Origin of the sequence: Pantoea sp. OVA07A (assembly GCF_019969975.1) — a bacterium.
In the GTDB taxonomy this organism is placed as follows: Bacteria; Pseudomonadota; Gammaproteobacteria; order Enterobacterales; family Enterobacteriaceae; genus Pantoea; species Pantoea agglomerans.
In genome coordinates, this window is the sequence record NZ_JAHXYM010000001.1 from 840,029 (window position 1) to 861,197 (window position 21,169).

Sequence of the window (21,169 nt, forward strand, 5' to 3'; positions counted from 1 at the left end):
ATAAGATCCAGGTAAAACGTTTTATCATCCCGCCACTTCACTCAGTGGTCCGTTTATCCAGGAGCGTTCATGTCACCCTCTCACCAAAAAATGTCCGTCTGGGAATTTTTCCAGAGTCTGGGGAAAACCTTTATGCTGCCGGTTGCCCTGCTTTCCTTCTGCGGCATCATGCTCGGGATTGGCAGTTCGCTGAGCAGTCGTGATGTCCTGACCCTGTTACCTGTGCTGGATCAGCCCTGGCTGCAATATCTGTTTCTCTGGATGGCCAAACTCGGATCGTTCGCCTTTAGCTATCTGCCGGTGATGTTCGCCATTGCGATTCCGCTGGGTATGGCGCGCGAGAACAAGGGCGTGGCAGCGTTTGCCGGCTTTGTGGGGTATGCCGTGCTAAACCTCAGCATCAACTTCTGGCTCAATATCCACGGCATTCTGCCAACCACCGATGCCGCCGTGCTGAAAGCTAACAACGTTCAGCCGATCCTGGGGATCCCGTCGATCGATACCGGCATTCTGGGTGCGGTCATTGTGGGTATTGTGGTGTTCTGGCTGCATGAGCGCTTTCATAACATCCGACTGCCCGATGCGCTGGCTTTCTTTGGCGGCACCCGGTTTGTGCCAATTATCACCACGCTGGTGATTGGCTTACTGGGACTGGTCGTCCCGCTAATCTGGCCTTTTTTCGCGCGGGGTATCACCGGATTAGGTTGGATGATTAACAGCGCGGGTGATTTTGGCCCGATGATCTTTGGTACCGGCGAACGTCTGCTGCTGCCGTTTGGCCTGCAGCATATTCTGGTCGCCATCATGCGCTTTACCGATGCAGGCGGCACACTGGATGTGTGTGGCAAGAGCGTAAGCGGTGCCTTAACCATTTTCCAGGCGCAGCTCGCCTGCCCGGAAACCCACGGTTTTGCTGAAAGCGCGACCCGCTTTCTGTCACAGGGTAAAATGCCTGCCTTCCTCGGTGGCCTGCCAGGTGCCGCCCTGGCCATCTATCACTGCGCCCGCCCGGAGAATCGCCATAAGATCAAAGGTCTGTTGATCTCTGGCGTGGTGGCCTGCGTGGTTGGCGGCACCACCGAACCTATCGAATTCCTGTTTCTGTTTGTCGCCCCGTTCCTCTATCTGATCCACGCCCTGCTGACCGGCGTTGGCTTCAGCATCATGGCGATACTGGGCGTCACTATCGGCAATACAGACGGCAATATCATCGACTTTGTGGTGTTTGGTGTGCTGCACGGGCTGTCGACCAAATGGTACTGGGTACCCGTTGTTGCAGCGATATGGTTTGTTGGTTACTACCTGATTTTCCGATTCGCCATTCTGCACTTCAATATCAAAACACCGGGACGCGAAGTGGAAAGTGCCAGTGCGGTTGCGCAGCAGGTCAGCAATGCCGGTAAAGGTAAATCTGGCTATAACTCACCGGCTATTCTGGCGGCACTTGGCGGCGTGGAGAATATTACCTCGCTGGATAATTGTCTGACGCGTCTGCGTCTGACCCTGGCGGATATGAGTAAAGTGGATGATGCGGCGCTGAAAGCCAACGGCGCGATAGGTGTGGTCCATCTTAATCAGACCAGCCTGCAGGTGGTTATTGGTCCACAGGTGCAGTCGGTGAAAGATGAACTGTCACACCTGATGAATGTCCCTGCCTGAAGTGCCGGAGCCGATAATGTTTAACTTTGACGAAGTCATCGATCGCCGCGGCAGCTGGTCGACCCAGTGGGATTTCGTGGCTGACCGCTTTGGCGTCCCCGATCTGCTGCCGTTTACCATTTCGGATATGGACTTAAGAACTGCGCCAGCGGTTCAGCAGGCGCTGGCACAGCGCGTAGCACACGGCGTGTTGGGTTACAGTCGCTGGCAGCATGACGATTTTCTTTCCGCCTGCTGCCACTGGATGTCCAGCCGTTTCGGCTACCAGCCCGATGCTGACACGCTGGTTTATGGACCCTCGGTGATCTATATGGTGGCGCAGATGCTGCGCCGCTGGAGCAGCCCGGATGATGAAGTGGTGCTCCACACCCCCGCCTACGATGCTTTTTATAAAACGGTACGCGGCAATCAGCGACAGGTGCTGGAGATGCCGCTGCAGCGAGATAATGGTAGCTGGCGATGTGATATGGCCGCGCTGGAGACGCGCCTGGCGCGCCCGCGCTGCAAAATCCTGTTGCTCTGCAGCCCGCACAACCCCACCGGCAAAGTGTGGACAGCAGCTGAGCTGCACCAGATGGCGGCGCTCTGCGATCGTCACGGCGTGCGGGTGATCAGCGATGAAATTCATATGGATATGATAGTGGGTAATCAGCCCCATACTCCGTGGGCCAGCGTGGCGCCCAGTGACTGGGCGCTGTTTACCTCGGCGTCGAAAAGCTTCAACGTGCCAGGCCTGACCGGTGCGTGGGGAATCATCCCGGATGCGGCGGACAGAGCCGCCTGGTTTCAGGCGCTGAAAAATGCTGACGGCCTTTCTTCTCCGGCCGTGCTGGCCGTCACGGCACACGTTGCGGCTTACCGTCAGGGCGCACCCTGGCTGGATGCCCTGCGCAGCTATCTTTATGATAATTTCACACTGGTTGCCAATCGGCTTAACGCTGAGTTTCCCGCACTTGACTGGCACATTCCCGAGGCGACCTATCTCGCCTGGCTCGATATCAATCCGCTGGGCATTCCAGAAGAGGCCCTGCAACAAGCGCTGATCCAGCAACGGGTCGCAATTATGCCCGGATCGATCTACGGTGATGCAGGCAAAGGGTTTTTGCGTCTTAACGTTGGCTGTCCGCGCAGCAAAGTTGATGAGGGCGTTTCACGCCTGATTGCGGCGATCCATCAGTTGCAGGGCTGACCTTAACCGGCGAGGCAACCATTGCTCGCCGGTTATGCGTAATTAAGCAGCATCCGGCGCGGCTGTTGCGCAAATAGCTGGCGCTGTTGCGCAAGATATTTTTATAATGCTCTGCACTTCACCGACAACTGAGCGAGTGCGCCATGATCGATTCTAAAATTCCTCTGACTGATATTCACCGCCACCTTGATGGCAACATCCGTGCACAAACCATTCTCGATTTAGGTCGCCAGTTTAACCTCGCCCTGCCTGCTTCCACGCTGGAGACGCTGCGTCCGCATGTGCAGGTCGGCCAGAATGAACCGGACCTGGTGAGCTTCCTGCAGAAGCTCGACTGGGGTGTAAAAGTGCTGGGTGATCTGGATGCCTGCCGCCGGATCGCGCAGGAGAATGTCGAAGATGCCGCCCGCGCGGGTATTCACTATGCTGAACTGCGTTTTTCCCCTGGTTATATGGCGATGACCCACAACCTGCCGATTGCCGGTGTGGTTGAAGCGGTAATTGAGGGCGTGCGCGCAGGCCGTCAGCAGCACGATATCGACGTGCGTCTGATCGGTATTATGAGCCGTACCTTTGGCGAAGATGCCTGCCTCGGCGAACTGGAAGGTTTGCTTGCCCATCGCGATCACATCACCGCGGTCGATCTGGCGGGTGATGAGCTGGGCTTCCCGGGCAGCGAGTTCCTGAGCCACTTTACCCAGGCGCGCGATGCCGGTTTCCGCGTGACCGTCCATGCGGGCGAAGCGGCCGGACCCGAGAGCATCTGGCAGGCGATTCGGGAGCTGGGTGCAGAACGTATCGGTCACGGCGTGAAAGCGATTGAAGATCGCGCGCTGATGGATTTCCTGGCGGAGCACCGTATTGGTATTGAATCCTGCCTGACCTCCAATATCCAGACCAGCACCGTGCCATCACTGGCGCAGCATCCGCTGAAGACCTTCCTGGAGCATGGCATTCTGGCGACGATTAACACGGATGATCCGGCGGTTCAGGGCATTGAACTGGCGCATGAGTATCATCACGCCGCTCCGGCTGCCGGTCTGAGCGCGGCGCAGATCCGTCAGGCGCAGGAAAATGGTCTGACGATTGCGTTCCTTAGCGAAGCAGAGAAAGCGGCTCTTCGCGCACGGGTGCAGTAATCCTGAAGCGTAGCGACAAAAAACGGGCCGGATATCCGGCCCGTTTCGCTTTTTTACTTATTTCGTTAAGCACTGACCCATTAAACGCGCTTCAGCGACATCGTCTGGCGTTTCTCGGCGGATTGCAGACCTAACTCGATCAGCTCCATCACATGAATCGCCTCTTCCGCTGTCACCGGATTGTTACCACGTCCGGCAATCGCATCGCGGATGCCTGCATAGTAAGCGGGATAGTTGCCTGGCTGGGTCAGCTGGGTCGTTTCGGTCAGGGAATCTCCGTCAACCAGCGTCAGAGTGCCATCACGCATGTCATAGCCCCAGTCTTCCTGCGGCGGGAAGTCACCTGACTTCAGGCGATCTTCCTGCGGATCAAGACCATATTTGACGTAACTGCCGCGCGTGCCGTGGACGGTATAACGGGCAGATTCTGCCGCTACCAGCATGCTGGCGTGCAGCACGACACGGCGCTGCGGATAAGTCAGCGTCGCGTGGAAGTAGTCGGTGGTCTGCGCGCCCGGACGCATCTCGGCCAGATCAACCGTGATAGCGACCGGCGGGCCAAACAGCTGCAGCGCCTGGTCCAGCAGATGCGGCCCCAGGTCATACCAGATTCCGCTGCCTGCGCCTTTCATTTCACGCCAGCGATTACGCACTTCCAGACGGAAGCGGTCAAAGTGCGATTCGAAGTAGCGAACTTCACCCAGCGTACCGGCCTCAATCAGCGATTTCAGCGTCAGGAAATCACTGTCCCAGCGGCGGTTGTGGAACACCGACAGCAGCAGCCCTTTGGCTTTCGCCAGCGCATCCAGTTCGCGCGCCTGTGACAACGTCACGGTGAACGGCTTATCGACCACCACATGTTTACCGGCGTTCAGCGCTGCTTTTGCCAGCGGGAAGTGCGTGTCGTTCGGGGTAGGAATAACAATCAGTTGCAGCGTCGGGTCGTCCAGCAGCGCCTGAGGGTCGGCCACCACCTTAACGGCAGGCCAGTCGGCGTGGACTTTGCTGGCGTCGCTACTGGAAATGGCTGCCAGTTCGACGTCTGGCGTCCCCGCAATCAGCGGGGCGTGAAACGTTTTACTGGCAAAACCGTAGCCGATCAGACCAACACGTAATTTATCGCTCATTTGGATTCCTCTCAGAGCCTGATTGACCAGGCTCTTAGTTGATAACCTGATTGATTTAAGACTATTAACCAAATGACGACAAGCCGGAATTCCCCGAAAAAACTAAGAGATAGCACTTCGCGCCAGCGGCCAGGCGGTCTGAGCGGCCAGGCTGTCGTGCGCATCCTGATTACGGCGGCGGAAGTCGCTGGGACTGACGCCGACCCGCTTGCGGAACACCCGCGAGAAGTAGAGCTGATCGTCATAGCCCACTTCACGTCCTACCGAGGCGATCGGTTCCTGGGTGGTCTGCAGCAGCAGTTTCGCGCGGATTACACGCTGATCTTCACGCCAGCGCAGCAGGTTCACACCCATCTGCTCGCGGAACAGGTGCGCCAGCCGCGACGGCGACAGACAGACGTGGCGCGCCACCTCTTCAATCTTAACCTCGCTGGCGAGATGGTTGGTGACGTACTGGCAGGCTTCAATCACGCGCGGATCGCGAATTAACTGATGGCTACGAGGATCTTCTTCAACGGCGCGCAGCAGCAGCCGTTCCAGCAGGTTCATCGCCAGCTCTTCCGCAAACCGACGGCCCGAATTGTGGGTCTGTTCGATACTGGCAAACAGGCGATCAAATTCGCCACGCAGCGATTCAGGCAGCAGCAGTCGTCCCACGCCCTCCTGCTCATCCTGCCAGCGTAGCCAGTCGTGCCAGTAGGCGCGCGGACGGAAATAGACCCAGCGGTGAAACCACTGCGGGCTGTCCGGCGCGCGACCATAATAGTGAGCCGTTTTCGGCTGAAACAGCAGCATTTCGCCAGGTTCGCAGTCAAATGCCCGCTCGCCGTCAAATACCCGCCCTTTACCTTTGATAGTGAGATTCAGAATGTAACCTTTCATGCCGTGCGGGCGATCGATAAAGAAATCGAGCGGACCATCGGCGGTGATCGGCGTCAGCCCCGCCACCAGCCAGGCATTGAATGAATAGCCCGGCAACAAGGGGTTTTGCTGCTCGGCCGGTAATTCGCGGTGATACATAGCGTCCTCACTCAGTCTGTTATTGTTCGGATAGCCCGCAGAGGCTTCTGCCTCTGCGGACCAACGGCTCGCTCAATCAGGCTTTTTTCTGTTTGTAACGGTCAAAAATCACCGCAGCTAACAGTATCAGACCGCGTACCACATACTGTGAGAATGGCGAGATATTCAATAAATTCATCGCATTCTCTACCGTGCCGAGGATCAGCACCCCTGCCACCACATAGGAGATTTTACCGATGCCGCCCTTCAGCGAAACGCCACCCAGCACGCAGGCAGAAATCACCACCAGCTCATAGCCGATGGAGGTCATTGGCTGGCCGCTGGTCATACGTGACGCCAGAATGATGCCCGCCGCCGCTGAAACCAGACCGGAGAGGATAAAGATGATGATGCGGGTGCGCACCACCGGCACACCGGCCAGACGTGCGGCTTCTTCATTGCCGCCAATTGCCAGGGTGTTACGGCCAAAGGTGGTTTTGTTGAGCAGGAAACCGAAGATCAGCATGGTGGCCAGAGTCAGCCAGATGGGAGCGGGCACGCCAAGCCAGTTGGCAAAGCCCAGTTCGAAGAAACGCTCATCTTCGATACCGACCGCTTTACCGTCAGAGAAGATATAGGCCAGGCCGCGGACAATCTGCATGGTCGCCAGCGTGGTGATCAGCGCATTGATCTTGAGGCGGGCAATGACAAAGCCGTTGATAAAGCCGGTGATCATACCGAGAACCAGGCCGGCACCCACGCCAATCCACAGGCTTTCGGTCATGTTAATCACCACGGCGGTAACCACACCCGCACAGGCGATGACGGAAGCGACCGACAGGTCAAAATCACCGGAAGCCAGACAGAACAGCATGCCGCAGGCGACCATGCCGGACATCGACATTGCCAGCCCTAAGCCTTTCATATTGATAAACGAGCCGAAGTTCGGCACAAAGATCGCACAGACAATAAACAGCAGTGCAAATACCACCAGCATGCCGAAGTTGTCCCAGATGCGACCTAACTGCAGGCCGCCGCGTGAAGCGGGCTGCGGCGTATTTGAGGTCGTGGATGAAGCCATGATGATCTCCTGTCAGGCCACGGCGGCCGCTTGAGTGGTTTTGGGCATCGCCAGGCTCAGCGTCTGCTGTTCCGTGGCGTCGTCGTGTAGCAGTTCACCGGCAATGGCACCTTCGCGCATCACCACGATGCGATCGGCCAGGCCCATCACTTCCGGTAAATCGCTGGAGGCGAACAGCACCGCAATGCCCCGGTTCGCCAGCTGATAAATCAGGTTATAGATTTCATGTTTGGCACCGACATCGATACCGCGCGTTGGCTCATCCAGCAGGATCACCTTCATATCCTCTGACAGCCAGCGTCCCAGAATCGCCTTCTGCTGGTTGCCGCCGGAAAGGTTCATGATCAGCTGATCGGCGCTGGGCGTTTTGATGTTTAGCGAGCGGATATGGCTGTCGGCATTTTTATTTTCCCAGCCGTTTTTAATCAGGCAGCCCGCAGTAAGGTTATGACGACGGGCGCTGATGTTGATGTTGTCGCGCACCGAATGCACCGGAATAATGCCCTCGGCTTTGCGATCTTCCGGGCAGAGCATGATGCCCGCACGGATGGCATCGATCGGCTCCCGCAGCGGCAGCGGTTTGCCGTCCAGAATCACCTGACCGCCGCGCAGACGCGTGCCGCCAAACAGCCCTTTCAGCAGTTCACTGCGACCGGCACCGACCAGGCCAAACAGGCCGACGATTTCACCGGCATGGACTTTCAGCGAAATCGGCGTCCGCACGCCCTTCGCTTCGACCTTGTCCAGCTCCAGCCGCACCGCGCCTTTGGCACGCGGTGAATAGCCATAGATATCACCAAGGTTTCGTCCCACCATCGCCTGCACCAGATCGTCGTGATGGGTGTTAGCCATATCGGTAAACGTCCGCACGTAGCGGCCATCTTTAAAGACGGTGATGGCATCGCTGAGGGCGAAGATCTCCTCCATGCGGTGTGAAACGTAGAGCACCACCCGGCCCTCCTCACGGAGCTGACGGATGACGCGGAACAGGTTGTCGATTTCACGCGCTGAAAGTGAGCTGGTTGGCTCATCAAAGGCGATAATACGCGCGTTACGCGCCAGCGCTTTGGCAATCTCCACCATCTGCCACTGCCCCAGCGACAGGTATTTCAGCGGCATATCGGGATCGATATCCATGCCGAGATTTTTCAGTTGCAGGCCCGCCTCAAAACGCATCAGCTTACGGTTGACCAGCCCATGTTTGTGCGGGATCTGACCGAGATAGATGTTCTCTGCCACGCTCATTTCCGGCACCAGATGCAGTTCCTGGTAAATAATGGCGACGCCCGCGTCCAGCGCATCGGTGGTGCGCTGAAAGCTCATCGGCTGGCCTTTAATACGAATCTCACCGCCGCTCGGCTGATAACTGCCGCTGAGTATTTTTAACAGCGTCGATTTGCCTGCGCCGTTCTCGCCCATCAGAGCATGGACTTCACCGCCACGGCAGTCGAAGGAGATATCCTGCAACGCTTTGACGCCAGGGAAGGTTTTACTGATGCCATGAAACGACAGAAATGCTGAATCAGTGTTCATGTTTTTCCTCACTCTTTCGCGCCACCGGCCGGTTATGGCGGGCGGCGCGAAATTGGCTATTAAGGATGCCAGGCGACAAACTGCCTGGCAGGCTCAGGGTTACATCAGTCCTTTTTTCGCCAGTTCAGTTTTGAAGTTGTCACGGGTGATCAGCACCACATCGGTAACTTCGGTGAATTTCGGTGGCTCTTCACCTTTGCTGACCCAGTTGTAGAGCATCTGGCTGCTTTTGTAGCCGTGGATATCCGGGCTTGGCAGCAGCGATCCGTAGAAGCCGGTCGCTTTCTCTTTCGACAGTTCACTGATGGCATCCACGCCGTTGATGCCGATACCGATGACGTCAGCCGCTTTAAAGCCCTGACCTTCGGTCGCGCGCACGCCGCCCAGCACGGTGTTGTCGTTCATACCCACAATCAGCCAGTGTTTGACTTCAGGATGCTGAACCAGCAGAGAGTTACCGGCGTCAAATGCGCCAGGGATGTCGTTAGATTTGGTCGGGACCTGGTAGATCTGCGCTGCCGGGAAGCCAGCGGCTTTGATGGCGTCCATGGAGCCGCCGGTACGACGACGAGCGGTGTCGAGTTCGTTAGCGGTAATCGCCATCACGCCGGTGGTTTTCACATCCCAGCCGCGTTTCTGCATCTCTTTATAGAGTTCCTGACCCTGACGCTCACCAATTTTGGTCGCAGCCATCATCACCAGCGGCACGGTATCCATTGGTTTGCCTTTGGCGGTGACGAACTGGTCATCGACCGCGATGACTTTCAGACCGTAGCCACGCGCTTTTGCCATGATGGCAGAGCCGAGTTTCGGATCGGGCGTACAGATAACAAAACCTTTCGCGCCGTTAGCCGCCAGGCTGTCGATGGCATTCAGGGTTTTTTCACCATCCGGCACGGCAATTTTAATGACATCAAAGCCAAGATCTTTGCCCGCTTTGTCGGCGAATTTCCATTCTGTCTGGAACCAGGGTTCCTCTGGTTGCTTGACTAAGAATCCCAGCTTCATGGTCTCGGCGATAGCGGATTGTGACATAACCGCTGCCAGACCGATGGCCGCGAACGCTTTAGTGAATTTATGCATGATGCTCTCCGGTACCAGGTTATTTTTCGCTGCTAATAACGAATCGGTGTAAACGCTACCAGTTTATTTTGTTTTGTGGGTACAGCCATAAATCAGTGCGTTAGACTGGCATGTGCTGACAGACTGTCCAGACGCTGGGCTAGTTTTAGCGGTATTAGCGAAGAAAAATGTAGAGCGGTATCACATCTTAAAATCACGACAAAATGATCCATATATTCAGCAAATTTAACCGGACCTTAACTTTTGCAATGGATCACAAAATCACTGCCGATGACAGAAAAGTGCATATTGTCAGCCAGCGATGACTAACTGATTTCGCGCGCCGAACCCAGGATACAGGAGTTAACTAACTACAGGAGATTCCGATGCGTGCTGGAGCCATCACCCTTGGGCTGGACTTTGGTAGTGATTCGGTGCGTGCGCTGGCCGTGGATTGTCATAGCGGCAAAGAGCTGCAGAGTGCGGTGTTCAGCTATCCGCGCTGGCAACAGGGCTTATACAGCGATCCGCACACTAACCGTTTTCGTCACCATCCACAGGATTACATCGACGCCATGGAGCAGGCACTGCTCGGCGTGCTGAATGCACTGAGTGAAGATCAGCGCAACGCCGTGGTCGGCATTGGTGTTGACAGCACCGGTTCGACCCCTGCCCCTATTGACCGCGACGGCAACGTGCTGGCGCTGCGTCCGGAGTTCGCCGACAACCCCAACGCGATGTTTGTGTTGTGGAAAGATCACACCGCTATAGAAGAAGCGGAAGAGATCAATCAGCTGTGCCACAGCGGCCGCTTCCAGGATTACAGCCGCTATATTGGCGGGATTTACTCCTCTGAGTGGTTCTGGGCGAAGATTCTGCACGTGTCGCGTGAAGATGCGGCCGTGCGTGACGCCGCTGTCTCCTGGGTCGAACTGTGCGACTGGGTGCCAGCCTTGTTAAGCGGCACCACTGCACCTGACAAATTGCGTCGGGGGCGCTGTGCGGCCGGGCACAAGGCGCTGTGGCACGGCGACTGGAACGGCCTGCCCGATGTCGATTTTCTCAATGCGCTGGACCCGCTGTTAACGCAACAGCTCGACTCTCCCCTGTTTACCGATACCTGGACCGCTGATCTGCCTGTCGGCACGCTTAGCCCTGAATGGGCGCAGCGTCTTGGCCTGACGCAAACCGTGACGCTTTCGGGTGGCGCATTTGACTGCCATATGGGCGCGGTCGGTGGCGGTGCCAAACCCTATACCCTGGTGAAAGTGATCGGCACCTCAACCTGCGACATCCTGATTGCTGACACTGAAAAGGTCGGCGATCGCGACATCAAAGGCATCTGTGGTCAGGTCGATGGCAGCGTAATGCCAGGCGCTATCGGGCTGGAGGCGGGTCAGTCTGCCTTTGGTGATATCTACGCCTGGTTCAGCCGTTTACTGGGCTGGCCGCTGCAGCTGGCGGCGCAGCAGCATCCGGAGCTGAAGCCTCAGCTGGCTGAGATGCAAAAGAGTCTGATTAAAGATCTGACCGAGGCCTGGGCCGCAAACCCGCAGCTCGACCATCTGCCGGTGGTGCTGGACTGGTTTAACGGTCGCCGTACGCCAAATGCCAATCAGCGGCTGAAAGGGGTAATTACCGACCTCAATCTGGGCACCGATGCCCCCGCGCTGTTTGGTGGTCTGGTCGCCGCCACCGCATTTGGCGCACGCGCAATTATGGAGTGCTTCGAACAGCAGCAGATCCCGGTCGAGAGCATTCTGACCCTGGGCGGCATCGCGCGGAAATCCCCGGCAATTATGCAGGCCTGCTGCGATGTGATGAATCGCCCACTGGATATCGTCGCCTCTGACGAGTGCTGTGCGCTGGGTGCGGCCATTTTCGCCGCCGTCGCCGCCGGTGTGCACGCCAGCGTTCCCGACGCCCAGCAGGTGATGGCCAGCCCGATTGCCGTGACGCTGCAGCCCGATCCGGCGCGCGTCGCCCGCTATCAACAACTTTATCAACGCTATCAACAATGGTGCGTGGCGGCTGAACCGCAATACGCCGCACGCCCCGCTTCCGCTAAGAGCCTATCTCAGCAGGCGTAATGTTGCAGGCAGTCTGGACACGGACAGCGCGGAACAATCCGTAGTACACGGAGTACGTGAGGATGACTCGCTACGCTCGCCCTTTCAGGGCCGCCCTGACGGGCGTTCAGGTTGCTAAAGCAGCCTGTGTGAGCACTGCCCAGGTTCAGACTGACAAATAAAATAGCCTATTGAGGTAGGCTCAAAGTAAAGGAGTGGTTTTATGGAACAGTCAAACAGCTACAGCGTGTGGTTTGTCATCGGCACGCAGCACCTCTACGGGGCGGAGACGTTACGCCAGGTTGAACAGAATGCACGTCAGGTGGTCGAGGGTTTAAATCAGGCCGGTTTACCGCTGCGTCTGGAGCTGAAACCGCTGGTTAAGTCACCGGATGAAGCGCTGGCTCTGTGTCGCGATGCCAATTATGACAAGGAGTGCGTCGGTATCATTACCTGGCTGCACACCTTCTCCCCGGCCAAAATGTGGATCGGTGGCCTGAGCGTGCTGAATAAGCCGTTGCTGCAATTCCATACCCAGTTCAATGCGGAGATTCCGTGGGACAGCATGGACATGGACTTTATGAACCTGAACCAGACCGCACACGGCGGCCGCGAGTTCGGTTTCATCGGCGCACGTATGGGCCTGCAGCACAGCGTGGTGACCGGTCACTGGCAGGATAGCGCCAGCCAGCAGCGCCTCGGCAACTGGATGCGTGCAGCACTGACCAAACAGGCCAGTCAGCAGCTGAAAGTCGCGCGTTTCGGCGACAACATGCGTGAAGTGGCCGTGACCGAAGGCGATAAAGTCGCCGCGCAGATTCAGTTCGGTTATTCGGTGAATGGCTGGGGCGTCGGCGATCTGGTTGAGGTGATCAATGGCGTCAGCGATGGCGACGTGAATGCGCTGGTCGACGAATATGAAAGCCTGTATCGCTTTACCGATGTTGCCGCTTCCGGCGGCGAAAAGCGTCAGAACGTGCTGGATGCCGCACGCATTGAGCTGGGTCTGAAACGTTTCCTGGAAGCAGAAGGCTGCCACGCTTTCACCACCAACTTCCAGACGCTGCATGGCATGACGCAATTGCCAGGCCTGGCGGTTCAGCGTCTGATGGGTCAGGGTTATGGCTTCGCAGGTGAAGGTGACTGGAAGACCGCTGCGCTGCTGCGCATTTTCAAAGTGCTGGCAGGCGATCGCAAAGGTGGCACCTCCTTTATGGAGGATTACACCTATCACTTCTCACCCGGTAACGATCTGGTCCTCGGCTCGCATATGCTGGAGGTCTGCCCGTCGATTGCCATTGAAGAGAAGCCATTGATCGATGTGCAGTTCCTGGGCATTGGTGATAAAGCCGATCCGGCGCGCATGATTTTCTCAACGCCAGCGGGTCGCGCGATTAACGCCAGCGTAATTGATATGGGTGATCGTTTCCGTCTGCTGGTTAACGTGGTGGATGCTATCGAACAGCCGAAACCGCTGCCGAAGTTGCCGGTTGCGCGCGCACTGTGGAAAGCCCAGCCGTCACTGGCAACGGCATCCGAAGCGTGGATTCTGGGCGGCGGCGCGCACCATACGGTGTTCAGCCAGGCGCTGACGCTGGATGATATGTATCTGTACGGTGAGATGAACGATATCGAAGTGCTGGTGATTGATGAGCACACGCGTTTACCTGCGTTTAAAGACGCACTGCGCTGGAACGAAGCGTATTACCGTTTGAAACGTTAATAACTAAAGGGCGCTGTTCAATTTTTTAATTAACAGCGCTCTTAAGTAAGTTAATGAAACGGCCGACGCAGGATTATGCGGCATCAGTTTTTGATAAATACTGTGCTATTCAGTCGGGAATTGAAAATCCCATGCGGCGAACACCTTAATTCACTGCTCGTTATCTACCCCTTATTAATACTTTCTCGCATGTTTTTAAAAGCAATGATCAAGCCTAATCGGGAAGGAATGGTATGCCTGAAAAGCAAAGCGTCCGCGCCAGGGATGGCGCGGCCGATCCGCATGGATGCGGGAATCCTTTGCGATCAGGCATATCTTTCCTGACCTTTCTCATCAGCCAACAGCAATTTGAATTAATCCACCATCAATAGAAATATCCACTGTCCTGCTTCTTAAAGCGATGCATCAGCCCAACCGGGAAGGAAAGATATGCCTGAAGAGCAAAGCGTCCGCGCCAGGGATGACGCGGCCGATCCGCATGGATGCGGGAATCCTTTGCGTTCAGGCATACCTTTCCTGACCTCTCTCATCAGCCAACAGCAATTTGTATTAATCCACCATCAATAGAAATATCCACTGTCCTGCTTCTTAAAGCGATGCATTAGCCCAACCGGGAAGGAATGGTATGCCTGAAGAGCAAAGCGTCCGCGCCAGGGAAGGCGCGGCCGATCCGCATGGATGCGGGAATCCTTTGCGATCAGGCATACCTTTCCTGACCTTTCTCATCAGCCAACAGCAATTTCTATTAATCCACCATCAATAGAAATATCCACTGTCCTGCTTCTTAAAGCGATGCATCAGCCCAACCGGGAAGGAAAGATATGCCTGAAGAGCAAAGCGTCCGCGCCAGGGATGGCGCGGCCGATCCGCATGGATGCGGGAATCCTTTGCGATCAGGCATACCTTTCCTGACCTTGCACCTAAATCCAATAGCGATTGTTTTTACTGTCATACAAAAGAGAACCTAAGTCTTTGCTATAACTTAACCCTTTCATGAACTTGCACTTTCCCCCACCAGCCTGTATTGCTTGTAGCCTGACAAAACAAAGGTCGCCAGCGCCATGCACATTGCCGAGCTAAACCAACATCCCGGCTTCGCCGGACAAACCGCACAACTGTTGCACACTGAATGGTCACATCTTCCTGCATGGTCTCACCCGCCTGCCATCCTTGAGCGTTTAAAACAGCGCAATCAGAAACCTTCGGCAGAATTTACTCTTATTGCCACACCGGATGGCGAAACGGTGGTCGCGACCTGTAGCGTCATTCGCTATGAACTGGATGACATTCCGGCACGAGAATTCTGGATTGGTGAGGTGGTGACGGACAAGGCATTCCGGGGTCAGGGCGTGGCAAAAGCGTTAATACAGCAGGCGATTGCGCGAGCCAGACAACAGCAGATGGGTGAACTGTGGCTCTATACACCCGATCAACAGGCGTACTATCAGCGTTCAGGATGGCAGGCGGTGGAACAGCGGCAAATCGCGGGTGAAGAGGTCACGGTCATGGTGCTGCGCCTTGCGCAGTAAAAGGCGGCTCCTGCGAGCCGCCATTGATCGGAGTACTGAAGAACTCAGGAAGGTAATCGCTTAACGGGCGCGTTCTGCTGACGATCCCAGATGACCGTCAGTAACCGCTGCAGGGCGATAAACGCAAACAGCAGAATTCCGATGGCGATCTTGGTCCACCAGGAACTCAGCGTACCGTCGAAGTTAATCCAGGTCTGAATCAGCCCCTGAATCAACACACCGAACAGCGTGCCCAAAACTGTACCGACACCACCCGACAGCAGCGTGCCGCCAATCACCACTGACGCGATCGCATCCAGCTCCACACCCAGCCCTGCCAGCGCATAACCTGCCGAGGTATAAATCGAGAACACGATCCCGGCCAGCGTCGCCAGCGTGGTGGAAAGCATATAAATCTTAATGGTGGTCGCACGGGTCGAAACGCCCATCAGCTGGGCGGATGTCATATTGCCACCGATGGCGTAAACCCGGTTACCAAAGCGCGTGCGGTGCGCCAGAATAATCCCGCCAGACACCACCACCAGCATAATCACCGCCAGCAGGCTGAGACGCCCACCGCCCGGCACTTTCCACGCCAGACTGGAAAGCATGCTGTAGAACGGATGATCGATAGGAATTGAGTTCTCCGACACCAGATAACTGCATCCGCGCAGGAAAAACATCCCCGCCAGCGTAATGATAAATGCCGGAATCTTCAGCGCATCGATCAGCCAGCCCATCATGGCCCCGAACAGCGCGCCCAGCGACAGAATCAGCGCAAATGCCAGCAACGGATCGATATGAAAATCACCGATCGCCCGGGCAAGAAACACGCCGGTAAAGGCGATCACCGCACCCACCGACAGATCGATACCGCCCGATAAAATCACGAAGGTCATGCCGACGGCGATAATCCCAAGGAAAGCATTATCGGTCAGGATATTGCAGATTACCCGGGTGGAGGCAAAGCCCGGAAACTGACTCAGACAAAACAGGTAACCCGCCACAAACACCAGCAAGGTGATCATCAGCGGAAGATGACGTTTAATCATGTCGGGCGTCTCCGTTTCAACATCGCAATAAACCGTGGTGACTGCAGCAACAGCACGCACATCACCACCACCGCTTTCACCACCTGATTCAGCTCAGGCGGGAAGCCGGAGAGCAAAATCCCGGTATTCATCGACTGAATAATCAGCGCGCCTATCAGCGACAACACCAGATTAAAGCGGCCACCCATCAGCGACGCACCGCCAATCACCACGGCGAGAATCGCATCCAGCTCCAGCCATAATCCGGCGTTATTAGCATCCGCACCGCGAATATCCGCCGCGACGATCAGTCCCGCAACAGCGGCACAAACGCCACTTATGGCGTAGGTTGACATTACCACCAGCCAGCCTGTCACCCCCGCATTACGGGCCGCGCGCAGGTTAATCCCCACGGCTTCGATAAACAGACCCAGCGCGGTTTTGCGCGTCAGCAGCCAGACCGCCAGCGCTACCACGAGTGTGATCCAGACCGGGACCGGCAACATCCACAGCGAGCCGTTACCAAACCAGCCAAGACTGTCACTGTCGAACGTCACAATCTGCCCCTGCGTAATCAGCTGAGCGATTCCGCGCCCGGCGACCATCAGAATCAGCGTGGCAACAAATGGCTGAATACGCAGCAGCGCCACCAGCACGCCATTCCATATGCCACAGGCTAAACCGGTTCCCAGCGTGCAGAGAATAATAAACGGCACACCGTGTCCGGCTACGGTCAATGTCGCAGCCGTCGCGCCTGCGATCGCCATCACCGCACCCACGGAAAGATCGATGCCGCCGGTGGCGATCACCAGCGTCATCCCGATCGCCAGCAGGGCAACCGGTGCCGCACGGTTAAGAATATCGATCGGACTGCCGAACAGACGCCCATCCTGCAGATGCACGGCAAAAAAGTTATTGGCCACCAGACTGTCAATCAACAGCACCAACAGCAGCGCGGCGATTTGCGGCATCCCTGGCGGGAGTTTCAGCTTACGACGTGGCGTTTTTTCAGATGTCATAGGGGACTCAAGCATGTTTTACCCCTCCGTCCGCGATAGCATTGACGATCGACGCTACCGAAAGCTGCTCCAGCGGAATTTCTGCCACCTGCTTCAGATCGCGCATAATCAACACCCGATCGGCATAACCGACCAGCTCTTCGAGTTCAGAGGAGATCACCAGCAGCGCCAGACCATCAGCGCACAGGGATTCAATTAAACGGATAATCTCGGCGTGCGCGCCCACATCAATGCCGCGCGTCGGTTCGTCGAGGATTAAAAACTGCGGTTTGGTCACCAGCCAGCGCGACAGCAGCACCTTCTGCTGGTTGCCGCCCGATAACAGCTCCACAGGCTGCTCTGCATGCGGCGTACGAATACCCAGACTCTTGATAAAACGATCGGCAATCGCCTGCTGCTCACGCTTCTTAATTGGCCGTAACCAGCCGCGCTGCGCCTGCAACGCCAGAATAATATTTTCACGAACCGAGGCCGCGCCGATAATCCCGTCAGTCTTACGATCTTCCGGGCAAAAACCCATGCCCAGCTGCGAGGCTTTCGCCGGATTAGTAATGCGCTGCACCTTGCCTTTGATCTTCGCTGTTCCTCGGTCGGCACGACGAATACCAAACAACACCTCGGCGGTTTCGGTGCGGCCCGAACCCAGCAGCCCCGCCAGTCCCACTACTTCGCCTGGACGAACTTCCAGATTAAAGGGCTCAATGGTGCCTTTCCTGCCGTAATCTTCAAACGACACCACCGGCTGATTGCTGCGCAGCGTGCTGCCCTGCCGCTGCAGCGCCGTCTCCAGCAGTTCGCGACCCAGCATCAGCTTAATCAGCTCAATCTGCGGCAGCGTGGCGGTATCGCGGGTGGCGATAAACTGCCCGTTACGCAGCACGGTAATCCGGTCAGTAATGCGGTACACCTGGTCGAGAAAGTGCGTCACAAAAATCAGGCTCATCCCTTTGGCTTTTAACTGCGCCATCAGGGTAAACAGCATCTCAACCTCGCTGGCATCCAGACTGGCTGTCGGCTCATCCAGGATCAAAACCTGGGCGGAAAGATCGACCGCGCGGCAGATGGCGATAATCTGCTGCATCGCCACCGAGTAGTGGCCCAGCGGACGTGTCACATCAAGGGAAAAACCATAGTTCCGCATCAGCGCATCGGCCTCCCGCACCATCCGGCGACGGTCAATCATGCCAAAGCGGCGTGGTTCGCGGCCAATATAGAGGTTATCTGCCACCGACATGTTCGGCAGCATATTCACTTCCTGATAAACGGTGCCGATGCCCATCTCCTGCGCCTGCGCCGTATTATGCGGCGTAATCGGCTCACCATTCAGGGTGATGGTCCCTGCATCACGGCTGTAAACACCGGTCAGCACTTTAATCAGGGTGGATTTGCCGGCACCGTTCTCCCCCAGCAGCGCCATGATCTCCCCTTTACGGATATCAAAGGAAACATTATTCAGCGCTTTGACGCCGGGAAAACCTTTGCTGACGCCGCTGATGGATAACAGCGGTGTTTCATTTTGCGTGGTCATTCTGCTCACTCCGCCTCACGTCATGAAAAACCGCCCCGTAGGGCGGTCTGCGGCTGGTCTGCGGCTGATCGGTGAATCAGTAACCCATGCCTTTTTTGGTATCCAGCTCCTTCTGCGCGTCGGCAGGCAGGAACAGCTTAGATTCGGTCTTGATCACTTTTGGCGGCAGCGTGCCATCTTTCTTGAATTTTTCCAGCGCATCAAACGCCGGGCCAGCCATGTTTGGCGTCAGCTCCACGTTGGCGTTAGCCTCACCCGCCAGCATCGCTTTATAGATATCCGGTACACCATCAATCGAGCCGGTCAGAATATCTTTGCCCGGTTTCAGGCCAGCTTCTTTAATCGCCTGAATGGCACCGATCGCCATATCATCGTTATGCGCGTAAACCATGCAGATGTTTTTGCCGTTGTTCTCCGCCTTGATAAAGCTCTCCATCACCTCTTTACCCTTACTGCGGGTAAAGTCACCCGACTGCGAGCGGATCACTTTAATGTTTGGATGGTTGCTGATCGCTTCAGCAAAGCCTTTCTTACGATCGATTGCCACGCTGGCACCCACCGTGCCCTGCAGTTCCACCACGTTACACTGCTTGTCGCCCACGGTTTTCACCAGCCAGTCGCCAATCAGCTTGCCTTCCAGCACGTTGTCAGCCGTCACCACCGCCTGATACAGCGATTTGTCTTTTACCACAATGGCGCGGTCCAGCAGGTAAACCGGGATTTTGGCATCTTTGGCTTCTTCCAGTACCGGCTCCCAGCCGGTCTGCACCACCGGTGCGATGAAGATGGCATCAACGCCCTGAGCGATGAACGAACGTACCGCCTTGATCTGATTCTCTTGTTTCTGCTGTCCGTCGGCGATTTTCAGGGTGATTCCGCGTTTTTTGGCTTCGCTTTTCGCTACGTTGGTTTCCGCCGAACGCCAGCCAGATTCCGAACCTACCTGCGAGAAGCCGACCGTCATATCTGCAGCGAGTACCGGGCCGGTTAACGCGGCGCTGACCAGCGTGGTCAGAAGTAAACGTTTCCACATAGTTTTTAATCCTCTGAAAGGCGTTTGCTGTTTAGGGTAGAGAGCCTGCTTAGACTGGACTAAAAAAGCGTGCATAATGGCGACACACTTCACAAAACAGAGCAATTTAAAGGGGTTACGTGTAGTCACACGGTTTGACTGACGAGGGAGTTATGGATAAAACGGCTGAGTAGAAAAAATCTGCTCGTTAAATAATTGTAATAAACAGAATCGCTTATGCTTACTGCCACTGGAAACGATTACAGCCAGGCGTACAAAACGGGTTATCCGGCCTGCGATGAACAAAAAATGGGATTTGTGATAGTCCGCACAGTAGATTGCTGGCCTGAGTCAGTGGCGAAACGTTTCTCTGGCACTAAGTGCAGAATGGTTAATTTTTTTGGGCTAAAAGGGTGAGAAAGAAGCCACTAATGCATTGTCAGCGCTGAATAAGAAAAAAAATAATATTTAACCTCTGCTTTTAAACACTTTATGCCGACTCTGTCCGTAATTAGTTAGTGAGGTGTTTAAGATAGAGACGCTGAGTTGCTGGCTCAGACAATAGTAAAAAAGCCAGATATGGAGTTTTAGTGACTAATAAGGTGCTTTTATCTGATTTTCGCCTTTTTTAAGCCGCATGATCTGGACAGCATAAGCTTGCCCCCTATACTGAGCACTCCTTTGTTACTTCTATCTGTTATGGCAATGATGACTGCGCACGATTACCTGCTTAAATTCCGCAAAGTAAATAATTCAGACAGTCTGGAAAAGCTTTTCGATCATCTTAATTACTCCCTGACGAATGATCTGGAAATCATCAATATGTACCGGGCTGCCGATCACCGACGTGCTGAACTGGTCTCTGGCGGACGGTTATATGATCTCGGCTGTGTCCCTAAAACGGTGTGGCGCTACGTGGTCTGATTTCCGGCTGATTTATCGCTGTTTATCCCGCTGATCTTGTCCGGATGGGCGTGCCCCTCTGGACATGTTATTCTGCTGCGCTTCGACTCCCCGAGACAGGAATAACCACGATGAATGAACAGGTTGCTGCGCCGCGTATTGGTGGCTGGCTTTTGCTGCCGCTGGCCTGGCTGATAATGACCCTGTTAACCACCGTTCTGGTGCTGGCGATGTATCTGACACCACTGTTTAATCCGGAATGGCGTGTGGCGCTGTTTTCTCACGGCAGCACACTCTTCTCTTACTGGGCTATTTCCCTGCTCACCGCCGTGGCGGTCTGGGCTTATAGTCTCTGGATCAGCTGGCTGTTCTTTAAGCGCTCCCGCCGCCTGCCGCGTCACTACCTGCTCTGGCTGCTGATTACCGTGCTGCTGGCGCTGAAAACCTTTGCCTTTACGCCGGTTACCGATAGCCGTGCCCTCCAGACATTACTGCTGTCGCTGCTGGCCGCTGCGGTGTTTGCGCCCTACTTCAAACGCTCAAAACGGGTAAAAACGACCTTTATCGCGCCATAACGCTGTGAGTTA

17 protein-coding genes are annotated in these 21,169 nt (G+C 55.8%); 8 read left to right on the top strand and 9 right to left on the bottom strand.

Annotation, left to right across the window (positions count from 1 at the left end; translation table 11 throughout):
* The first annotated feature begins 69 nt into the window (after window positions 1-69).
* The 3 genes from malX to add all read left to right on the top strand — a co-directional run bounded on the left by malX (window position 70) and on the right by add (window position 3,987).
* Window positions 70-1,659, top strand: a complete 1,590-nt coding sequence (gene malX, locus LC417_RS03990) for a maltose/glucose-specific PTS transporter subunit IIBC (RefSeq protein ID WP_124889941.1) — start codon at window positions 70-72, stop codon at window positions 1,657-1,659.
* 16 nt (window positions 1,660-1,675) lie between these two features.
* Window positions 1,676-2,848, top strand: a complete 1,173-nt coding sequence (locus LC417_RS03995) for a MalY/PatB family protein (protein ID WP_223565520.1) — start codon at window positions 1,676-1,678, stop codon at window positions 2,846-2,848.
* 143 nt (window positions 2,849-2,991) lie between these two features.
* Entirely contained in the window at window positions 2,992-3,987 is a 996-nt protein-coding gene (gene add / locus LC417_RS04000; RefSeq protein WP_158149336.1) for an adenosine deaminase, read from the top strand.
* A gap of 80 nt (window positions 3,988-4,067) precedes the next feature.
* Here the strand turns inward: add and LC417_RS04005 are convergent, their stop codons facing one another.
* From LC417_RS04005 to LC417_RS04025, 5 genes are all read right to left on the bottom strand, one after another.
* Window positions 4,068-5,114 carry an oxidoreductase gene (locus tag LC417_RS04005; RefSeq protein WP_010670085.1) on the bottom strand — a complete coding sequence of 349 codons (1,047 nt, stop codon included), beginning with the start codon at window positions 5,112-5,114 and terminating at the stop codon, window positions 4,068-4,070.
* 102 nt (window positions 5,115-5,216) lie between these two features.
* A complete protein-coding gene (gene araC, locus LC417_RS04010) occupies window positions 5,217-6,134 on the bottom strand; it encodes an arabinose operon transcriptional regulator AraC (protein WP_003853440.1) in 918 nt (305 codons plus the stop codon).
* A 76-nt stretch (window positions 6,135-6,210) separates the two neighbouring features.
* The gene (gene araH / locus LC417_RS04015; RefSeq protein ID WP_010245363.1) at window positions 6,211-7,194 is read right to left on the bottom strand and encodes an L-arabinose ABC transporter permease AraH; all 984 of its coding nucleotides are present in this window, start codon (window positions 7,192-7,194) and stop codon (window positions 6,211-6,213) included.
* Window positions 7,195-7,206: 12 nt separating this feature from the next.
* Complete coding sequence (gene araG / locus LC417_RS04020; RefSeq protein WP_010245364.1) at window positions 7,207-8,727, bottom strand: L-arabinose ABC transporter ATP-binding protein AraG; 1,521 nt, start codon at window positions 8,725-8,727, stop codon at window positions 7,207-7,209.
* Window positions 8,728-8,826: 99 nt separating this feature from the next.
* The gene (locus LC417_RS04025) at window positions 8,827-9,810 is read right to left on the bottom strand and encodes an arabinose ABC transporter substrate-binding protein (RefSeq protein WP_010245365.1); all 984 of its coding nucleotides are present in this window, start codon (window positions 9,808-9,810) and stop codon (window positions 8,827-8,829) included.
* A gap of 365 nt (window positions 9,811-10,175) precedes the next feature.
* Here LC417_RS04025 and LC417_RS04030 point away from each other — a divergent pair, with 365 nt between their 5' ends.
* The 3 genes from LC417_RS04030 to LC417_RS04040 all read left to right on the top strand — a co-directional run bounded on the left by LC417_RS04030 (window position 10,176) and on the right by LC417_RS04040 (window position 15,110).
* The gene (locus LC417_RS04030) at window positions 10,176-11,879 is read left to right on the top strand and encodes a ribulokinase (RefSeq protein WP_010670083.1); all 1,704 of its coding nucleotides are present in this window, start codon (window positions 10,176-10,178) and stop codon (window positions 11,877-11,879) included.
* Window positions 11,880-12,081: 202 nt separating this feature from the next.
* A complete protein-coding gene (gene araA, locus LC417_RS04035) occupies window positions 12,082-13,581 on the top strand; it encodes an L-arabinose isomerase (RefSeq protein ID WP_010670082.1) in 1,500 nt (499 codons plus the stop codon).
* A 1,061-nt stretch (window positions 13,582-14,642) separates the two neighbouring features.
* Window positions 14,643-15,110 (top strand): GNAT family N-acetyltransferase, encoded by a 468-nt coding sequence (locus LC417_RS04040; protein ID WP_022625709.1) that lies wholly within the window; start codon window positions 14,643-14,645, stop codon window positions 15,108-15,110.
* 44 nt (window positions 15,111-15,154) lie between these two features.
* On the opposite strand, the gene yjfF is transcribed toward LC417_RS04040, so the two are convergent.
* The 4 genes from yjfF to ytfQ all read right to left on the bottom strand — a co-directional run bounded on the left by yjfF (window position 15,155) and on the right by ytfQ (window position 19,700).
* Window positions 15,155-16,141, bottom strand: coding sequence for a galactofuranose ABC transporter, permease protein YjfF (yjfF, locus tag LC417_RS04045; protein WP_010245373.1), 987 nt, complete (start codon window positions 16,139-16,141; stop codon window positions 15,155-15,157).
* Complete coding sequence (gene ytfT, locus LC417_RS04050) at window positions 16,138-17,154, bottom strand: galactofuranose ABC transporter, ATP-binding protein YtfT (RefSeq protein WP_031591461.1); 1,017 nt, start codon at window positions 17,152-17,154, stop codon at window positions 16,138-16,140. The genes yjfF and ytfT overlap by 4 nt, the downstream gene beginning before the upstream one ends.
* Window positions 17,147-18,667, bottom strand: coding sequence for a sugar ABC transporter ATP-binding protein (locus tag LC417_RS04055; protein ID WP_010245377.1), 1,521 nt, complete (start codon window positions 18,665-18,667; stop codon window positions 17,147-17,149). Before LC417_RS04055 ends, ytfT begins: the two co-directional genes overlap by 8 nt.
* Before the next feature lie 76 nt (window positions 18,668-18,743).
* Complete coding sequence (gene ytfQ / locus LC417_RS04060) at window positions 18,744-19,700, bottom strand: galactofuranose ABC transporter, galactofuranose-binding protein YtfQ (RefSeq protein WP_010245380.1); 957 nt, start codon at window positions 19,698-19,700, stop codon at window positions 18,744-18,746.
* Window positions 19,701-20,387: 687 nt separating this feature from the next.
* Here ytfQ and ydgT point away from each other — a divergent pair.
* Window positions 20,388-20,603 carry a transcription modulator YdgT gene (gene ydgT / locus LC417_RS04065; protein WP_003853427.1) on the top strand — a complete coding sequence of 72 codons (216 nt, stop codon included), beginning with the start codon at window positions 20,388-20,390 and terminating at the stop codon, window positions 20,601-20,603.
* A gap of 110 nt (window positions 20,604-20,713) precedes the next feature.
* Window positions 20,714-21,157: a DUF2569 domain-containing protein gene (locus LC417_RS04070; protein ID WP_010245382.1), complete on the top strand. Its 444-nt coding sequence runs from the start codon at window positions 20,714-20,716 to the stop codon at window positions 21,155-21,157.
* Window positions 21,158-21,169: the final 12 nt, after the last annotated feature.

What these genes read in the sequence shown, in the direction of transcription:
- LC417_RS04055 (WP_010245377.1), bottom strand. Translation starts at nt 18,667, where the DNA reads ATGACCACGCAAAATGAAACACCGCTGTTATCCATCAGCGGCGTCAGC.
- LC417_RS04030 (WP_010670083.1), top strand. Translation starts at nt 10,176, where the DNA reads ATGCGTGCTGGAGCCATCACCCTTGGGCTGGACTTTGGTAGTGATTCG.
- LC417_RS04070 (WP_010245382.1), top strand. Translation starts at nt 20,714, where the DNA reads ATGAATGAACAGGTTGCTGCGCCGCGTATTGGTGGCTGGCTTTTGCTG.
- ytfT (WP_031591461.1), bottom strand. Translation starts at nt 17,154, where the DNA reads ATGCTTGAGTCCCCTATGACATCTGAAAAAACGCCACGTCGTAAGCTG.
- araG (WP_010245364.1), bottom strand. Translation starts at nt 8,727, where the DNA reads ATGAACACTGATTCAGCATTTCTGTCGTTTCATGGCATCAGTAAAACC.
- malX (WP_124889941.1), top strand. Translation starts at nt 70, where the DNA reads ATGTCACCCTCTCACCAAAAAATGTCCGTCTGGGAATTTTTCCAGAGT.
- ydgT (WP_003853427.1), top strand. Translation starts at nt 20,388, where the DNA reads ATGACTGCGCACGATTACCTGCTTAAATTCCGCAAAGTAAATAATTCA.
- ytfQ (WP_010245380.1), bottom strand. Translation starts at nt 19,700, where the DNA reads ATGTGGAAACGTTTACTTCTGACCACGCTGGTCAGCGCCGCGTTAACC.
- yjfF (WP_010245373.1), bottom strand. Translation starts at nt 16,141, where the DNA reads ATGATTAAACGTCATCTTCCGCTGATGATCACCTTGCTGGTGTTTGTG.
- araA (WP_010670082.1), top strand. Translation starts at nt 12,082, where the DNA reads ATGGAACAGTCAAACAGCTACAGCGTGTGGTTTGTCATCGGCACGCAG.
- LC417_RS04005 (WP_010670085.1), bottom strand. Translation starts at nt 5,114, where the DNA reads ATGAGCGATAAATTACGTGTTGGTCTGATCGGCTACGGTTTTGCCAGT.
- LC417_RS04025 (WP_010245365.1), bottom strand. Translation starts at nt 9,810, where the DNA reads ATGCATAAATTCACTAAAGCGTTCGCGGCCATCGGTCTGGCAGCGGTT.
- LC417_RS04040 (WP_022625709.1), top strand. Translation starts at nt 14,643, where the DNA reads ATGCACATTGCCGAGCTAAACCAACATCCCGGCTTCGCCGGACAAACC.
- add (WP_158149336.1), top strand. Translation starts at nt 2,992, where the DNA reads ATGATCGATTCTAAAATTCCTCTGACTGATATTCACCGCCACCTTGAT.
- LC417_RS03995 (WP_223565520.1), top strand. Translation starts at nt 1,676, where the DNA reads ATGTTTAACTTTGACGAAGTCATCGATCGCCGCGGCAGCTGGTCGACC.
- araH (WP_010245363.1), bottom strand. Translation starts at nt 7,194, where the DNA reads ATGGCTTCATCCACGACCTCAAATACGCCGCAGCCCGCTTCACGCGGC.
- araC (WP_003853440.1), bottom strand. Translation starts at nt 6,134, where the DNA reads ATGTATCACCGCGAATTACCGGCCGAGCAGCAAAACCCCTTGTTGCCG.